19 protein-coding genes and 1 tRNA gene are annotated in these 16702 nt (G+C 50.8%); 15 read left to right on the forward strand and 5 right to left on the reverse strand.

Features of this window, described 5'->3' with window-relative positions:
- The first annotated feature begins 72 nt into the window (after nucleotides 1-72).
- The 4 genes from bamA to rpmE all read left to right on the forward strand — a co-directional run bounded on the left by bamA (nucleotide 73) and on the right by rpmE (nucleotide 4240).
- The gene (gene bamA / locus AB1K62_RS01765; protein WP_367000755.1) at nucleotides 73-2772 is read left to right on the forward strand and encodes an outer membrane protein assembly factor BamA; all 2700 of its coding nucleotides are present in this window, start codon (nucleotides 73-75) and stop codon (nucleotides 2770-2772) included.
- Nucleotides 2772-3422, forward strand: coding sequence for an OmpH family outer membrane protein (locus AB1K62_RS01770; protein WP_367000757.1), 651 nt, complete (start codon nucleotides 2772-2774; stop codon nucleotides 3420-3422). The genes bamA and AB1K62_RS01770 overlap by 1 nt, the downstream gene beginning before the upstream one ends.
- Nucleotides 3423-3430: 8 nt before the next feature.
- Complete coding sequence (gene fabZ / locus AB1K62_RS01775) at nucleotides 3431-3889, forward strand: 3-hydroxyacyl-ACP dehydratase FabZ (RefSeq protein WP_367000758.1); 459 nt, start codon at nucleotides 3431-3433, stop codon at nucleotides 3887-3889.
- Nucleotides 3890-4009: 120 nt separating this feature from the next.
- Nucleotides 4010-4240 carry a 50S ribosomal protein L31 gene (gene rpmE, locus AB1K62_RS01780; protein WP_367000760.1) on the forward strand — a complete coding sequence of 77 codons (231 nt, stop codon included), beginning with the start codon at nucleotides 4010-4012 and terminating at the stop codon, nucleotides 4238-4240.
- Between the two features lie 29 nt (nucleotides 4241-4269).
- Here rpmE and AB1K62_RS01785 read toward each other — a convergent pair whose 3' ends face one another.
- The 5 genes from AB1K62_RS01785 to AB1K62_RS01805 all read right to left on the reverse strand — a co-directional run bounded on the left by AB1K62_RS01785 (nucleotide 4270) and on the right by AB1K62_RS01805 (nucleotide 8577).
- A complete protein-coding gene (locus tag AB1K62_RS01785; protein ID WP_367000762.1) occupies nucleotides 4270-5223 on the reverse strand; it encodes a biotin-dependent carboxyltransferase family protein in 954 nt (317 codons plus the stop codon).
- Nucleotides 5220-5894, reverse strand: coding sequence for an allophanate hydrolase subunit 1 (locus tag AB1K62_RS01790; RefSeq protein WP_367000763.1), 675 nt, complete (start codon nucleotides 5892-5894; stop codon nucleotides 5220-5222). Before AB1K62_RS01790 ends, AB1K62_RS01785 begins: the two co-directional genes overlap by 4 nt.
- Nucleotides 5891-6655, reverse strand: coding sequence for a 5-oxoprolinase subunit PxpA (gene pxpA, locus AB1K62_RS01795; protein WP_367000764.1), 765 nt, complete (start codon nucleotides 6653-6655; stop codon nucleotides 5891-5893). Before pxpA ends, AB1K62_RS01790 begins: the two co-directional genes overlap by 4 nt.
- Entirely contained in the window at nucleotides 6652-7872 is a 1221-nt protein-coding gene (locus tag AB1K62_RS01800) for an Nramp family divalent metal transporter (protein WP_367000765.1), read from the reverse strand. The genes pxpA and AB1K62_RS01800 overlap by 4 nt, the downstream gene beginning before the upstream one ends.
- A gap of 66 nt (nucleotides 7873-7938) precedes the next feature.
- Entirely contained in the window at nucleotides 7939-8577 is a 639-nt protein-coding gene (locus tag AB1K62_RS01805; RefSeq protein ID WP_367000766.1) for a 2OG-Fe(II) oxygenase, read from the reverse strand.
- 106 nt (nucleotides 8578-8683) lie between these two features.
- Here AB1K62_RS01805 and gspJ point away from each other — a divergent pair, with 106 nt between their 5' ends.
- The 11 genes from gspJ to AB1K62_RS01860 all read left to right on the forward strand — a co-directional run bounded on the left by gspJ (nucleotide 8684) and on the right by AB1K62_RS01860 (nucleotide 16657).
- Nucleotides 8684-9310 (forward strand): type II secretion system minor pseudopilin GspJ, encoded by a 627-nt coding sequence (gspJ, locus tag AB1K62_RS01810; RefSeq protein ID WP_367000767.1) that lies wholly within the window; start codon nucleotides 8684-8686, stop codon nucleotides 9308-9310.
- Between the two features lie 14 nt (nucleotides 9311-9324).
- On the forward strand, nucleotides 9325-10296 hold the full coding sequence (gspK, locus tag AB1K62_RS01815; RefSeq protein ID WP_367000768.1) for a type II secretion system minor pseudopilin GspK: 972 nt from the start codon (nucleotides 9325-9327) through the stop codon (nucleotides 10294-10296).
- Nucleotides 10297-10399: 103 nt separating this feature from the next.
- Nucleotides 10400-10476: transfer RNA gene (locus tag AB1K62_RS01820), tRNA-His, on the forward strand.
- A gap of 134 nt (nucleotides 10477-10610) precedes the next feature.
- Nucleotides 10611-11660, forward strand: a complete 1050-nt coding sequence (locus AB1K62_RS01825; protein ID WP_367000770.1) for a Glu/Leu/Phe/Val dehydrogenase dimerization domain-containing protein — start codon at nucleotides 10611-10613, stop codon at nucleotides 11658-11660.
- Between the two features lie 162 nt (nucleotides 11661-11822).
- Nucleotides 11823-12539, forward strand: coding sequence for a heme ABC transporter permease CcmC (gene ccmC, locus AB1K62_RS01830; RefSeq protein ID WP_367000772.1), 717 nt, complete (start codon nucleotides 11823-11825; stop codon nucleotides 12537-12539).
- Complete coding sequence (locus AB1K62_RS01835; protein ID WP_367000773.1) at nucleotides 12536-12670, forward strand: heme exporter protein CcmD; 135 nt, start codon at nucleotides 12536-12538, stop codon at nucleotides 12668-12670. The genes ccmC and AB1K62_RS01835 overlap by 4 nt, the downstream gene beginning before the upstream one ends.
- Before the next feature lie 25 nt (nucleotides 12671-12695).
- A complete protein-coding gene (gene ccmE / locus AB1K62_RS01840) occupies nucleotides 12696-13139 on the forward strand; it encodes a cytochrome c maturation protein CcmE (RefSeq protein ID WP_367000775.1) in 444 nt (147 codons plus the stop codon).
- Nucleotides 13136-15073 carry a heme lyase CcmF/NrfE family subunit gene (locus tag AB1K62_RS01845; RefSeq protein ID WP_367000776.1) on the forward strand — a complete coding sequence of 646 codons (1938 nt, stop codon included), beginning with the start codon at nucleotides 13136-13138 and terminating at the stop codon, nucleotides 15071-15073. The genes ccmE and AB1K62_RS01845 overlap by 4 nt, the downstream gene beginning before the upstream one ends.
- Nucleotides 15070-15597 carry a DsbE family thiol:disulfide interchange protein gene (locus AB1K62_RS01850; protein ID WP_367000777.1) on the forward strand — a complete coding sequence of 176 codons (528 nt, stop codon included), beginning with the start codon at nucleotides 15070-15072 and terminating at the stop codon, nucleotides 15595-15597. Before AB1K62_RS01845 ends, AB1K62_RS01850 begins: the two co-directional genes overlap by 4 nt.
- A complete protein-coding gene (locus AB1K62_RS01855) occupies nucleotides 15594-16007 on the forward strand; it encodes a cytochrome c-type biogenesis protein (RefSeq protein ID WP_367000778.1) in 414 nt (137 codons plus the stop codon). The genes AB1K62_RS01850 and AB1K62_RS01855 overlap by 4 nt, the downstream gene beginning before the upstream one ends.
- A complete protein-coding gene (locus AB1K62_RS01860) occupies nucleotides 16007-16657 on the forward strand; it encodes a tetratricopeptide repeat protein (protein ID WP_367000780.1) in 651 nt (216 codons plus the stop codon). The genes AB1K62_RS01855 and AB1K62_RS01860 overlap by 1 nt, the downstream gene beginning before the upstream one ends.
- Nucleotides 16658-16702: the final 45 nt, after the last annotated feature.

Genomic DNA, 16702 nt, shown 5'->3' on the forward strand with positions numbered 1-16702 from the left:
TTTTGCAAAGCATAATGCTATTTTTACACTGGTTTGATTTATTGAGTTTAAGACGTGAAAGCGAGTTTGTCTGTGAAGCATAATAAACGTCTCCTGCCTATATTATTGAGTGGTACTATTTTAGCGGGCATCACGGTGCCGGTGCACGCACAAGAAGCACCGGTCGGACCTGCGGAACCTGTTCCGACTGATCCGTCTGCTGCTGCGGATACTATAAGATCTATCGTGGTAAACGGTTCCCAGCGTCTGGAATCGGGCACGGTGCTTTCGTATATGAAGCTACGGGTTGGCCAGACCTATACTCAGGAAGCAGCGGATCAGGCGCTTAAGGATTTATTCGAAACGGAATTGTTCAAGGATGTGAGCATCCGCAACAATGCCGGCGCTGTAATTATCGAAGTAGTTGAAAATCCGGTGATAAACCGCATCCTGCTTGAAGGTAACAAGCGGATAAAAGACGATAAAATTTTTCCGGAAATTCGCTTGGCACCGCGTCAGATATTTACCCGGTCCAAGGTACGCGCTGATGTTGCACGTATTATTGAGCTTTATAAACGCAAAGGCCGGTTTGCTGCCAGTGTTGAGCCCAAAATGGTTCAGCTTGACCAAAATCGAGTTGATATTGTTTTTGAGGTGAATGAAGGACCAAAGTCCAAGGTTCAGCAAATCAATATTATCGGAAATGAAGTATTCTCCGATGGTGATTTACGCAGTGAAATGGTGACAAAGCAGTCGCGTTTCTGGCGCTTTTTCAGTTCCAGCGACACTTATGATCCGGACCGTCTTGCTTTTGACCAGCAAAAACTGCGTCAATTTTATTTAACCGAAGGCTATGCTGATTTTCGGGTTATTTCCGCTGTGGCTGAACTGACACCGGATAAAAAAGATTTCATCATCACCTATGTGGTCGAAGAAGGAGATCGTTATAAATTCGGTGATGTTTCAGTACAAAGCGAGATTCGTGATTTTACTGCTGAAACACTGACTCCACTGTTGCCGATGAAAGAAGGCGATTATTATAACGCGAAGCAGGTTGAGGATACGGTAGAAACCCTGTCGGAGACAGCCGGGTTGTTCGGCTATGCGTTTGCGGATGTTCGCCCCGAATTCAATCGCGATAAAGAGACCCTGACTATGGGGATCACATTTCAGGTGGCCCAAAGTGAACGGGTCTATGTCGAACGTATTGATATTAACGGGAACACTTTGACTCAGGACAAAGTAGTCCGCCGTGAATTCCGTTTGAATGAAGGCGATGCGTTTAACAGCTTCAAGGTCAAACGCTCCGCCAACCGGATTAAATCTTTGGGCTTTTTTCAGGATGAACTGGAAATTGAACAGAAGCAGGGCAGTGCGCCGGACCGGATCATACTGGAAGCCAATGTTGAGGAGCGTGCGACCGGTGAATTACAGCTATCTGCCGGTTTCTCGAGTGTCGAGAACTTCATTTTGCAGGCATCAATACGGCAGCGTAACTTTCGCGGTAAGGGACAGGAATTGCGCGCTAGCGTGAGCTATTCCAGCTTTTCGCAATCTATCGAGCTTGGTTTTACCGAGCCATATCTGTTCGACCGGAATATTGCGGTCGGGGTCGATGTTTTTCGCCGTGATTTGAACAGCTTTAACTTTATCGGTAATGATCGCAAGACGACATTCGAGCAGCTAACCACCGGCTTTCAGGTCCGTGCAGGTGTGCCGATCACGGAATATCTGTCAGCTTCGCTCCGTTATGGGCTTAGCTATGACGATGTAACTCTGGATAAGGACCGTTTCTTCACTAACGGAGCTTGTAACCCTCTAATCGCCGGACGTTTTCTTTGTGATGCGATCGGTAAGCGTACGACGTCTTCAATCGGCGCTTCGCTTATTTATGATGATCGGGATAATCGTATCCGCCCAACGCGTGGACAAACAGTGGTTGGAAGCCTGGATTTTGCTGGTCTTGGCGGTAGTGTCAAATATTTGCGTGGACGTTTGAACGCTGCAAAATATTGGCGCGTATTAGGGAATTTCATATTCTCGATCAGCGGTGAAGGTGGTTACATCCATCCGCTTGAAAATCGCGGTAGTGCAGCGAATGGTATTGACGATGTTCGTCTGACGGATCGCTTCTTCTTGGGTGAGCCGCAGATACGCGGTTTCGATATTCGTGGTGTCGGCCCAAGGGTTGTTCGCAACACCACAATCCCGGCGCTGGATGATAATGGCAAACCGTTTAACCAGATTGTTGAAACCAAGAACCAGCAAATCGACGATGCTATAGGTGGACGTGCGTATTATCTGACCCGCGCTGAGCTTGAGATTCCTCTTGGTTCGGGCATGCGTGAACTTGGACTGCGTCCGTCAATTTTTATTGATGCCGGTGCGGTGTTCAATGTGACACCTCCCATTCTGCAAAATCCACAAGTTTTTGGCACGCTGAACCAGCGTGATGCCAATGGCGATTTGGTAATGGTGCCTAGCACAGAAGATCCAACACAAATGGTGCCTGTGCCAATTGAAAACTCTCTGGGTTATTTGAGAACCGATTCAGACGGTAATGTCGTCATCACGCCGCAGGCTACCGACAGCAACAATAATCCATTCCCGATCGCAACACAATTTACCGAACGGTTCTTTGGTGATAGTGCCAAGCCTCGCGTTTCCGTTGGCATCGGGGTCAACTGGAACTCTCCATTCGGTCCATTCAGGATCGACCTAGCGCGCGCTCTGTTAAAAGAGCCTGGTGACGATACCAAGCTATTCACTTTCAATGTAGGGACACAATTCTAATGATAATTTCAACCAAAACACTAATGAAGTCAGCCGCGCTGGCACTCGCCACCCTCTCGGTTCCAGCCATTGTTGCTTCTCCTGCCGCAGCGCAGTCCAAAACGGGTATCGCTGTTGCCAATTATGAAGCTGCGGTTGTTCGGTCACAGGCATATCAGACTGCCCTTGAGCAGATGAAGACAACTTATAAAGCGGATATTGATGCAACAAATGCTCGTGCAGCCGCTTTGCAAACTGAAATGAAGCCTCTAATCGATGCGTATAACGCCGCTGTTCAGAAGCCCGGTGCCACTCAAGCCACTGTTCAGCCTCAAGCACAGGCTCTTCAGGCAAAACGTCAAGCTGGCCAACAGGAACTGGCCCGTTTGCAGCAGCGTGTGACATTGGCAACCGCCTATGTTGAAGAGCAGGTAGGCAAGAAATTGAATGACGCTATCAGAACAGCGATGAAAGCCAAAAAGGTCGATTTGATTTTGCAACCACAAGCTGTGGTCGCGCGTGAGCCATATGTCGATATGACGGATGCTATTATTGCAGAGTTGAACAAACTGATCCCGTCAGCAACGATCACTCCGCCAGCAGGATGGCAGCCAGGACAGAAAGAAAACGCTGCGCAGCCCGCTGAAACCCAGCAGCCTTCTGGACGTTAAGAATAATAATGTCTGATCTTTTAGATTATGATGTAACAAAAGTGATGGCGGTGTTGCCGCACCGCTATCCTATGTTACTGGTCGACCGTGTCGAAGAGTTGATCAAGGATGAATCCATTCGTGCGGTGAAAGCTGTCACAATCAACGAAGGATTTTTTCAGGGTCACTTCCCCGGACGTCCGATCATGCCGGGTGTAATGATCGTGGAAGCTTTGGCCCAGGCCGCAGGCGTCTTGGCAATGGAAAGCTTTGGTCTTGTTGGTTCGGGCAAGCTGGTATATTTTATGGCAATTGACGGTGCAAAATTTCGTAACCCTGTTGAACCGGGTTGTCTATTGTCGCTCAATGTTGAATTTGTTCAGAAACGGCCGCGCGTATGCAAATTCTCCGGGAAGGCGATGATTGGAGATAAAATTGCAGCTGAAGCCAGTTTTACAGCTATGATTGCCGACCCGCCTAGTTCATAAGCAGCGTATCGATAATAAAAGAATCTTGCACTTTGGAGCGGCGGCAGCTAATCCGCCGCTTCGTTGAATATTACACGCTTAGGGATCTGGTCGGAAACCAGCCCGTTTTGGAGCAGAAAAATGAAAAAAGATATCCATCCCGACTATCACATGATTAAAGTTCAGATGACCGATGGCACCGTATTTGAAACCCGCTCTACTTGGGGTAAAGAAGGTGACACGCTGCAACTCGATATTGATCCGACATCGCATCCTGCATGGACAGGCGGTAGTCAACGTCTGATGGACACAGGCGGCCAGGTCGCACGTTTCAACAAACGTTTTGGCGGTTTGTCTCTAAAGAAAAACTAAACTGTGTCGGCAGAGCCTTGTGCCTCTGCTCACCACAGGTTGATTGGTCCAAGCCACGGCTTAAGCACTGAGAGCTTTTGTCGGTAAATTTCTACCGCCCGCTCATTTGTGGTTCTAACGAATTGTATTTGCGATCCTGGACGAATTTGCCCGATGAGATGACGATCAGCTCGGATGACTTGCGCTATCCGTGGGTATCCGCCTGTCGTTTGTGCATCAGGTCCCAATAAAAAGGCTTGCCCATCCGGGGGGCATTGAACAGTCCCGGTAAATACCGGAGAGCTGTTAATTTGCGACCCGCTCTGTGTACTTAAACCCGCACCCTGCAAGCCAATCCCCATACGATTAGCTCTTGAGCCGACCATGAATTTTTCTTCAAAAACTCTGGTTTGAGCTAGGGGGCTCAACATGGAAAATTCCGGCCCTATGGTGACGCGGAGAATATAATTGTCAGTCATGGCTAGTTGCAGGTTGTTTGGAGTTCTTTGGCACGACGTGTTTTTGCTCAACAACTTACTGGGCTGCCAACCCAAAATGTCGCCCGCTTTTAATGCGCGGCCATGATACCCGCCAAGTCGGGCGCTAAGATATGTGGACTGTCCGCCCAGCAGTGACTGTGCGACTATTTCTCCGGCGATAGCCAGATACGACCGACAGCCATGCTTCGCAGGCCCGACATGAATTTCGTCACCAGATTGTACGGATAAGACTTTATGTAATGAACGGTCTTGCCCATTAAGCCGCAAAAATTTGGCACTTCCGGTCAGGGCAATGACGGCGGCGTCTGTGAAAGTGAACTTGGCATCATCCAGTGTAATTTCAATCGCTATAGTGTCCGGTGCATTACCGACTAAGTGGTTGGCAAGTAAAAGAGATAAGCAATCGGCTGCTCCGGCCGCTGGCATGCCTAAGTGCCGATGACCCGAAAACGGGGCACCTTGCAATGTGGTTTGCAGGCCGGGTTTAACGACCGTGAGTGTCATGCATCTTTTTCTTTAATATTAATGTCTTCGGTCAGATTATCAAACTCGTCTCGAGTAATTGTCCGGAAGGCAACGGATTGGTTGACGGACAGCAATGCCGGTTTTGACCTTTCTGGCTCAAACAACCGAAATGGTGTGCGACCGATTATCGGCCAGCCGCCGGGACTGTCAAAGGAATAAATGCAGCTTTGATCACCGATAAACCCTATTGACCCCGCACTCACTTTTTGTCTCGGGTTGGGCAATCTTCCGATATTCAATATATTCTCACGGCATATTAAATAAGCAAATCCAGGCATGAAGCCGAGCATTGTCACTCTGAACTGCAAACCGCTATGCCATTCTATAAGTGCTGTCGGTGACAGTCCCATTTTCTCGGCGATCCAGTCTCGGTCCGGGGCTAGATCAGCATCATAACAAACCGGTATAGTGATCGGGGTTGTCTGCATATCACTGGCAATTTTGCGCGACCGCAAATGCTTGCGTAAAAGATTTGTCGCTTCTTGTGGAGAAATAAGTGCCGGGTCAAATTTCACAGCAATATTATCAAGTCCGGAAACGACCTCTTGCCAGACCGATTCCCCGCGCACAGCGGCGCTTGCGGCATGCACTGCATCGAGATCATCCAGACGGCATGAAAGCCAGTCGTCACAAGCGTGAATAGGAATCATAATGCTGCCACTGGCGCTGCTATTGCGATGCCCGCCTGCTCCAGAGCATATCGTATTTCTTTAGCGGTAGTTAATGCATCATCACTATCAGAATGAAGGCACAGTGTCTCTGCCTCAATGATTCTGAACTGATTTTCGATGGTAGTTATTGGTTTTCCCTGTGCCAAAGCCAGTCCCTGCTTTACGCGCATTTCATTATCATGGATAACCGCCCCATCCACCGTGCGGGGTACGAGACGGGAATATTTTGTATATCGTCGGTCGATAAAAGCTTCTGAAACAAAACGGACGCCTTTTTCACGCGCTTTTTGTTGAATGATGGAATCGGCCATACATACCAGTGCGAGTTTTTTACTTTGCGCTAACGAGACCAGAATATCTGCTAGTGATTCATTGTCTTGCGCGTCATTATACAGAGCGCCATGCGGTTTCAGATGGGTTAGCACTGTTCCGACATCCTTTGCGATGGAGTCAATGGACTCTAATTGCTCTAATAAGCTTCTGGTCAAGCTGCTCTTGTCCATGCTCATAGTTTTCCGTCCAAAATTAGCGCGGTCGGGATAGGATGGATGGGCACCAGCCGAAATGCCCTTTTCATTGGCCGCAATCAACATTGCGCGCATGGTTTCAGGCGAACCTGCATGAGCTCCGCACGCAATGTTGCAACTGGAAACAATATCCATAATCGCGATATCGCGTGCTATACCTTCGGCGCTTTCGTCCTCGCCCAGATCGGCATTGAGATCAATCATGTCTGTCATGGCCACCATCCCAGTGCTTTTGCGATTAGCCTTATGCCCAGGAGTCCGGTGACGGCCAGTATTACTGCGCCGGCTATATTGCCTTTCCACCCGTTTACATGGCCGCCCAATAAAGCGCTGTCATTGGCCAGTTTAATCAAGAAAAATGCAATGATCGGCAATAATAATCCGTTGGCAATCTGTGCCACGAAAATGATTTCTACCGGCTTATAGTTTAAAAGCGCACCAAATGTGCCCGATAATATGACCAGCAACGCACCTATTCGAAAGGGCGTACGCGATGATCCAGAATCAGTTTTTCCAAATATTTCTTGCACAATATATCCTGTCGCGAGCGGTGCGGTGATAGCAGATGTCAATCCGGAAGCAAAAAGACCAGCGCCCAGCGTTGCCGCGGCAAAACTGCCAAATAGCGGGCTTAGTTGCTGCGCCATGTCAACGGCGCTCGAAATCTCTTTGCCGGTTCCGAACAGGCTGGCCGCTGCTGTAGCTAATATAGTGATGGAGATTAACCCGCCGAGTCCGATGGAACAAGCACTGTCTGTCTGTGCTTCGGCCAAGTCGCTATCTTCCGCCCAGCGCTGCCTGACGCTCGCGGCGTGGAGAAACAGATTATAGGGAACGATAGTTGTCCCGATCAGCGCAACGGCGGTCAATAATCCGCCTTGAGGAATGCTAGGGATGAATCCTTCCAGAATCGCAGGAATATTTGGCCGGGTGATGAGGAAAGTCACTAGGAAAGATAGGCACATGAACAGGACCATGCCGATTAAAATCCTCTCGACCCATCGCGGTTTTGAAAACAATATTACGGCGCCAGCAAGCAAACCGATTGCACAGATGGCGAAGCTGCGACTATCTGATATACCGTCGTTTAGCGCTTCAAGTCCCAATATTGCGCCAGTAATATTACCCGCTTCATAGGCTGCATTGCCCAGTGCCAATGCCAATATGAGCAGCAGAGCAGCAAGCCACTTTAGTGATGTAGAAGAAACGCTTTGCATCATCGCTTCTGCAAGTCCCATTCGGGATACCAGCGCGACCCGCACTGCAACCGATTGCAGGATTATGGTTGTGAATGTAGCAAAGACCAGCGCCCAGATCAGTGCAAAACCAAAATTGGCACCGGCAAGAGTGCAGGCGGTGACTGTGCCAGGACCAATGAAAGCAGCAGAGACCATCATGCCGGGCCCGGGACGGTAACTGGTCAGTTTCATGAAATATTCTGCAATATCAATGCCCCGATTGCTTTTTTACCGGACCTCAACTTGGGCCGCTCTTTATTAGCTCCATATCCACGGGCGCTCCCTGAACCATTTGGTGATGACATATTTGGTTCCTTTACGCACTTTCATTCCGTGATGGAGAGTCAGCTCGTTTACGCTGCCATCAGGCTGCATATTATTCCAGCATAGAAGATTACCGCTATTAGGAATGAAACTTTTCTTCAGTTTAACAAAGCGAGTGGTTCCGCCAGCAATAGGTTGATTAAGATATATCACGAATGTCCATGTGCGTTGACCGGATTCAGAGCAGAATTTTTTGAAGTCTTGTCCATTGGGATCAAAGAAATCGGTATGAGGCTTGAATTCTTGCCCCTCGGCATAGCGTTGTCCTTGTAGAGGTTCGCCATATGAGGAATCAATATCGGCAAAATCGCAAATTTTTGCATCAATGTTTGAAACGAAACTATCTCCGTGATCCAGGTCGCAGGTTTCGCTGGTGCGGAAATAATCATCGCCATTGGCATCAGCAATTGTGGATGGCCGACGTTTTTCGTCTATGCGCTTGATTAACTGATGACATTCAGCTTTTGTCAGAAAGCCTTTCACTTGGCACAACTCTACATTCTTATCGGGATAACGCTGTACATTGCCTTTTGAACTCAGATAATTGGCGGAAGTGGTGTTTAGGTATGTCATCAATGGGCCTGAATTTGCTCCTGATATCCGGTGTCGAGATTAAATGAAAATACAAAGGCCGCAACCGCTGTTTGCTGTCTGGTAGAATGCGGATATAGAAATCACCATGAAAGGCGCAAATCTTGATCGCTGTGATAACAGCATGGCGCAGCATGGTTTTACGCTGGTCGAGATGATGGTCGCATTGTTTATATTTTCGCTGTTGTCGCTTGCTGGCATTGCTTTGTTACGTGGCGCGGTCAACAGCAATGAGGTGACCGACAAGAAGCTCAGCGACATGGCGCAGATGCAGCGCCTGGTTTCATTGATGGAAGCTGATTTAAGTCAGGCTGTTCCCCGGCCTTATCGTAATGAGAGAGGCGAGCGGATGGCGGCCTTTGCCAGCGAAACGGGGAATCGTGAGCGGGGATTTCTATCCTTCACTCGTGGCGGTCACAGCAATATTAATAATAAGCCGCGTTCCAATATGCAGCGTGTGTCCTATCGTTTGTCCGAAGGGCAACTTCAACGTTTCCAATATGAGATGACAGATGGCGGCTTGATCAGCGAACCGGCGCTATTGCTGGAAGGAATAAGCGGATTAACAATAGGTTTTCGCGACAAACGTGGTCAGTGGATTAGCCATTGGCGAACCGAGCGCATCAGCGATCTTCCCCGTGCAGTAGAGCTTCGCTTTGATCAAAATGGCCGAGCCTATCGGCATGTTTTTCTCGTCGGGACGGGCTATTTGTGAAGCGGCATGGATCAATGCGGAAAGGAGAGCGCGGCGCTGCCCTTTTAACTGTTTTACTGTTGGTGGCTGTCATCGCGGTGCTTGCTGCCCACGGGATTGATCGGTTGTCAGGGGCCACAAAGCTTGCTGCCAATGCCCGTGAGCTTAGTCAGGCCAAGGCCTATCTGATCGCAGCAGAGTCAATCGGGATGAAGTCGGCAGAGCAGATCGTCAGTCTTTCGCCCGGACGCACCACCAATTTTGGTGGCTGGAACGGACAGGAGCGCCGTTTTCCGGTTCCTGGTGGTTTGATAACTGCCGCGCTAAAGGATGGAGGAAACTGTTTCAACGTCAACAGTCTGGTGAAACAGACTGGTGCTGTTTTATCGCCGCGAGCGGAAGGGCAAGCACAGTTTGTGCGCTTAATGACATTGCTTGATGTACCACAAGCACAGGCGATGGACATAATGGGGACACTAACCGACTGGATAGATAGTGACGCGGTACCGTCACCACGAGGGGCGGAGGATGACTATTATATGGGGTTGGATACACCGTATCGCACCGCCAACGCGGTGATAGTCGATATTAGCGAGCTGCGAGCCGTGAAGGGCGTGACGAGCGCTATCTACACGCGGCTTGCGCCATGGCTATGTGCGCTGCCGACCACCGATTTATCGCCCATCAACATTAATAGTCTGCGCCCTGAGCAGGCTGTTTTGCTCGCCATGCTTTCCAACAACGGTGATATTGGCCGTTCGCGGCAGTTTCTGCGCCGCCGTTCCGAAGCGGGATATGGTAGTCTGAAAGATTTTTGGTCAGAATCATTTCCGGCCAGTTTTGCCGCGTCACCAGAGGTTCAGGAGCAAGTAAAACTGGAGACGCGCTGGTTCATGCTCGACCTGGCAGTTGAAATGCAAAGCGCTTTTGTAGAGGAGCGCGCACTGGTTGATGCAGCCCGTAAACCGGCCCGTCTTGTCCACCGTCAGCGGGGCAATGCACTTTGATGCTTGATAGATGACCTCGGGATGCTCTAAATGCTTGACGGCTGCCCCCAAGCATCCCTATGCAGCGGCGCGCAGCAGATAGTTTGTATGTCATGCGATTGTGGCGATCGTAGCTCAGTTGGTTAGAGCGCCGGTTTGTGGTACCGGAGGTCGGGGGTTCGAGACCCCTCGATCGCCCCATTTTTTTCTAAAGCACACCATAATATTATTCTTTGCTTCCCTGTTCACCTCAATTTTCGGGTGACAAATGAGCGTTGTAATATTATTACGTTGTCTCCAAATTATGTTACGCACAAATTGAGGAGCCGTTGCAAATGTCAGCCATATGGGACTTGCGGGATTTTGACGGCCATGAAGCCGTGCATTTTTTTCATGATTCGCAAACCGGTCTTCGTGCGATTATTGCTCTTCATTCTACCCATCTGGGCCCGGCTGCTGGCGGCACAAGATTCTGGCATTATGAGAATCGCGAAACCGCAGTAACCGATGCGCTGCGCCTGTCCCGGGGGATGAGTTTCAAGAACGCGATGGCGGGATTGCCCCTTGGTGGTGGTAAAGCAGTGATATTGGCTGACCGCAACCGGACCAAAGCTGCGGGCATGATGGCTGCATTTGGCCGCATGGTCGATTCGTTGGGCGGGCGCTATGTTACGGCAGAAGACGTCGGTATCAGCACAGCCGATATGGTCGAAGTATCCAAACAGACAAAATATGTCTCTGGATTGCCTATCAGTGATCAGGGTGATGCCGGCGGTGATCCCGGCCCGTTTACGTCCATGGGGGTGTATCTTGGCATAAAAGCCGCCGTAAAGCATAAACTGGGCCGAGATAGCGTGGAAGATGTGCATGTAGCGGTTCAGGGTGTAGGCAGTGTCGGCGGCGGTGTGGCCCGATTGCTGGCCAAAGATGGCGCGCGCCTCAGTATTGCGGATATTAACCGTGAGCACGCGAACAATTTGGCAAAAGAAACCGGGGCTGCGGTGGTCGGCCTTGACGAAATCATGCGTCTGGAAGCGGATGTATTTAGTCCCAATGCTTTGGGCGCGGTACTTGATAAAGTCTCTATCGCGCATCTGAATGTTCCCATTGTGGCGGGTGCGGCCAATAACCAGTTGGCGACGCCGGAGGACGGGCAACGGATATTCGACCGCGGTATTTTATTTGCCCCTGATTATGTTATTAATTCGGGCGGCATTATCAGCGTTGGTTTGGAATATCTTGGTGACGGTGATGTTGACGAGGTAAACCGCAGAGTTGCCAAAATCCCCGAACGTTTGATCGAAATCTGGCAGGAAAGCGATGCGCGCCAACTGCCATCGGCTGAGGTCGCGGACAATATGGCGCAGACGTTATTGGGGCGTTGATATGTTGATCGTTGTTCAGCATCAAAGCGCTTAACCACCAAATCACAACCGCGCAGAATACGACTATATAGAAAAACACTTGTCGGCCAGTAACAGTTCTGCCATCAAAAAATCTGATTTCACTGGTAGCACAGTAGCCAGAGGCAATAACCGTTTTTTTTCATGCATGTTTTCGCCAATCCCACCCGTTTTCTAGCGCTTGCCAGGCCGTTGACGCTTTGGTTCATGGTCGCCGGGGTAATATTGATTACGCTCGGTTCGGCTTATGGCCTGCTTTATGCGCCAGCTGACCGGTTAATGGGGGATAGCGTCCGTATTTTATATATCCATGTTCCTGCTGTCTGGCTGGCCATGGGGGGATGGACGGGAATCGCGGTTGCCAGCATTGTTCAAATTGCCTGGCGGCATCCTTTGGCGGCGGTCGCTGCGCGGGCGATGGCTGTGCCGGGCGCCTTGTTTACGGCGATGGGGCTAATCACCGGATCGATCTGGGCACGGCCAACATGGGGAACATGGTGGGTGTGGGATGGGCGGATTACATCTGTACTGGTGTTATTCTTTCTTTATCTTGCCTATATTGCGCTTGCTAATGCCAGTGGTGAAAAGGGTGGAGTGTCGCGTGTAACCGCGATTTTCGGTATAGTCGGGGCAATTAATATCCCGATCATCAACCGTTCGGTTGTATGGTGGAACAGCCTTCATCAAAAGGCGAGTATCACTGTTAGCGGGTCTTCGATTGATGCTGCTTTTCTATGGCCGCTGGCTATAAATGTGATTGGCTTCAGCTTGTTATTTGGCGCAATAGTATTGATGCGGATGCGTGGTATATTGGCAGAGACTAAAGTGGAAGCCCGATTGAAGCGGATGGCAGCAGAATGAACCATTGGCCTTTTGTCATTGCATCTTATGCGATTGTGCTGCTTGGAACAGCAGGGGTCATGGTCGCGAGCTATATTGCCATGCGTAAATCGGAAGCAAAGGCGGAAAAACTGAAACGCGCCCGCAAGTGAATTGAAAGATAAGCGAGATTTAAAGGTGAAGGCGAAACATCAAAGACTGACACTGGCCGTGCTTGCACTGGTCGCGCTGGTTGGTGCGGGGCTGTTGGCCGCTTTTGCGCTACGGGATCAGGCCAGTTATTTTTATACGCCGTCCGATATTGCTGAAAAACACCCCGCAGTCGGCAAAGCCATTCGTTTAGGCGGGATGGTTGAAGAAGGGTCTATCCGGCATGAAGCGGACGGTGTGACGGTGAACTTCAATGTGCACGATGGAACGGCCAGTCAGGCGGTTGTCTATTCCGGCATTACGCCTGATTTATTTGTTGAAGGGTCAGGCGTTGTAGCAGATGGTAAAATGTCCAGCGAAGGCGTTTTTGTGGCCGATAGCCTGCTCGCGAAACATGATGAAAATTATATCCCGCGTGAGCTGGAAGGAATTGACATGACCAGCAATGCAACGGGTACGCTAATCGAATGATTGCCGAAGCAGGTCTGATCGCCTTGTGGCTGGCCGCCGGACTGGCATTGCTGCAATTTGCGCTGGGCGTCATTGGAGTGCGTTTCGGGCGCGAGGATTATTTTACCGCAATCCGCCCGGTTGCAGTCGCGCAGGGCGTGTTGGTCAGCTTATCGTTTCTGCTACTCATCTGGTTATTTTTGCGGTCGGACATGTCGGTTGCGCTGGTGGTGAAAAACAGTGCTTCGGTCAAACCGCTGCTTTATAAATTTGCCGGAACATGGGGCAATCATGAAGGGTCGATGTTGCTGTGGGTCACGGTCATGGGAGTTGCAGGGGCCATAATCGCGATTTTTGAACGCAGTCTGAAAAGAAATACGCTGGTCACAACATTGGCTGCTCAGGCATTTATCAGCCTTGGCTTCTATGCTTTTCTGCTTGTATCTTCCAACCCGTTTGAGCGGATGTTCCCGGTTCCAGCAGACGGGCAGGGGCTAAATCCTTTGTTGCAGGATCCCGGCCTCGCTTTCCACCCGCCGACGCTATATTTTGGTTATGTTGGCCTGTCGGTTGCTTTTTCCTTTGCGGTTGGCGCGCTGATTACCAAAGATGTTGGCCCTGCTTTTGCGCGGGCGATGCGCCCATGGGTGCTGGGCGCGTGGATATTCCTGACGCTGGGTATTACAGCGGGCAGCTATTGGGCATATTATGAACTGGGCTGGGGCGGCTGGTGGTTCTGGGATCCGGTTGAAAATGCCTCGCTTATGCCATGGCTGGCGGCCACCGCATTGCTCCATTCCGTGACTGTATTGGCAACCCGCGACGGACTTCGCGCATGGACCGTCATGTTGGCGGTTGTGGCATTTTCCATGTCAATGATCGGAACATTTCTGGTGCGGTCGGGCATATTGACCAGTGTCCATGCATTTGCCGTTGATCCGGAGCGCGGGAGCTTCATTCTGGCGCTGCTTGCCATTTATATTGGCGGTGCAATGGCGCTTTATGCGCTCAGGGTCGGCACTGTGCGGGAAGGCGCACGTTTTGAACCTGTTAGCCGGGAAGGCGCTTTGGTTGCCAATAATCTGTTGCTTTCGGCAATTTTGGGTATTGTCTTTGTCGGCACACTTTATCCGTTGGTCGTTGAAGCGTTTACGGATGAAAAGCTGTCGGTTGGCCCGCCCTATTTTAATCTGGCAACTGGCCCTTTGACGCTTATTCTGATTATCATCATGGCGGCCGGGCCGCTGCTGCGCTGGCGGCGTGATAATGCAAAGGCTTTGCTAAGCCGTATATCCTTTCCAATAGTGATAACGGCGGGTGCGCTGTTCCTGCTGGTTCTGCTGACAACCGGCATGTCGGCATTGTCATTACTGGGCATGGCGCTTGCTGCGGGCGTAGCGGTGGCGAGCTTCGCGCCGCTGTGGAAACGTAATTTGCGCCGGACGCCTTTGCACACCTATGGCATGGTGATCGCGCATTTTGGTATTGCCGTGGCTTTGGTCGGCATGGCGTCGGAAAGCAGCTTTACCGAGGAAAAACTGGTGGCCGCGCAGCCCGGTGACGAAATAGCCCTCAACAAGTGGAAATTGAAATTTGAAGCGATAGAGCCGGTAGCCGGACCCAATTGGACCGCACTGGAATCCCGGATTACCGCACAATATGATGGTGGCAAAACGGTAGAGATTTCGCCGCAAAACCGCATGTTTGCTGCGGCCCAGACCCAGACAAGCGAGGCGGCTTTGCTGACCCGTTGGAATGGCCAGCTATACGTAGTGCTTGGGGAGGGCGATGCCCAAGGCCGCTGGCAGATTCGCGTGTGGTGGAAACCGTTTGTCACGCTCATCTGGTATGGCGGCATATTGGTTTCGCTTGGCGGGTTATTGGCACTTATCGGGCGATTACGTCGTCACTATTTGCAGCAAAAACAAAAAATATATGCGGAGCTTGCCGTATGAACCGCTGGTTGCTCTGGTTGCCGCTGGTGCTCTTTGGCCTGTTTTTCGCCGCGGTCGCGGTTGGTCTGATGACGCCTAAAGACAATATCATTGAATCGAAAATGGTCGGCAAACCCATGCCGGAATTTTCATTGCCCGCGGCGATTGAACAGCGTCCGGCGTTAAGCAGCAGCGATCTTGTGGATGGCAAGCCCAAGCTGCTTAATATCTTTGCAAGCTGGTGTTTGCCCTGCATTGCCGAGGCACCCCAACTGCTTGAACTGCAAAAAGCGGGGGTAGAAATCCATGCTATCGCCAGCCGGGATACACCTGAGGATATTGCAAATTTCCTTAATCGCTGGGGCAATCCCTATAGCCGGATCGGTTCGGATACGACCAGCTCGGTGCAATTGGAATTGGGGTCATCCGGCGTGCCGGAAACCTTTGTGATTGATGGGAACGGCATTATTGTTCACCAGCATATAGGCGATATTCGACCGGAACATGTGCCGGAACTGCTTGAAATATTACGGGATTCTCAATGAGGTATTTTCTGGCCCTGATACTGCTTGCCTGTGGATTATCTGTGGCTGCACAAACCGGATTGCCGCCCGCGCCTTATGCAGACCGGCAACTGGATGATCCGGCAAAAGAAGAAGCTGCACGCAATTTGATGGACGAACTGCGCTGTCTGAAATGTCAAAGCCAGTCGATAGCAGACAGCAACGCGCCTATGGCAGGCGATATGCGTAGTCAGGTGCGCGAACGTATCGCCGCGGGTGAAACGCCGGAACAGGTTCGCGACTGGCTGATTGACCGCTATGGTAGCTGGGTGAGCTATGACCCGCCGATGACGCCGACGACATGGCCGCTGTGGATCGCACCGATCATCTTGTTGATCGCGGCGCTGCTATTGGCAAAGGGTCGCTTTCGCCGCAAAAAGGATAAAAAGTGATGGGCTGGCTAATCCTTTTGGGTTTTTTACTGTTGTTATTTGGCAGTTTGGTGTGGCTGGGAAAGCTACCGCGTGGGACTTTTGAGTTGACCGGAGCCGCGTTACTATTCGCGGTTGCAGGCTATGCGTGGCAGGGACATCCGGGGATGGCAGGCGTTTCCGTAGAGCCAAAGGAAAAACCCGAGAGCTTTGATGATAAAAACATCGAGGCCCGCAATGAGATGGGTGAGCGTTTCGGCACAGCGCGCGAATGGCTGGTGTTTTCCGATGCATTGAACCGCAGCGGCAAGCATGGCGCTGCGGCCAATTATTTGCGTAACGGTGTCAAAGAGCATCCCAATGATCCCGATCTATGGGTCGGGCTGGGCAATGCTCTGGTTGTTCATGCGGACGGTATCATCACGCCAGCTGCGCAATTTGCGTTTCAAAGGGCGGCTAATATTTCACCCGAACATCCCGGACCCCCGTTTTTCCTCGGTCTGGCCTATGCCCAGTCGGGAAAAATAGATCAGGCACGGGCGATTTGGACTGAGCTGTTGAAGCGCAGTCCCGACGATGCGCCGTGGCGCAAGGATCTCGAGTCGCGTTTGGCTTCTATGGAGAAAACACAGCCATCGCTTCCCGCTTCCGAGAATATAGATGATAAGTAAAATATAATGTTATCAATAGTATATATGCCATATCGCTTGGCTTTG

It is taken from the genome of Parasphingorhabdus sp. JC815 (assembly GCF_040717415.1).
Lineage (GTDB): Bacteria > Pseudomonadota > Alphaproteobacteria > Sphingomonadales > Sphingomonadaceae > Parasphingorhabdus.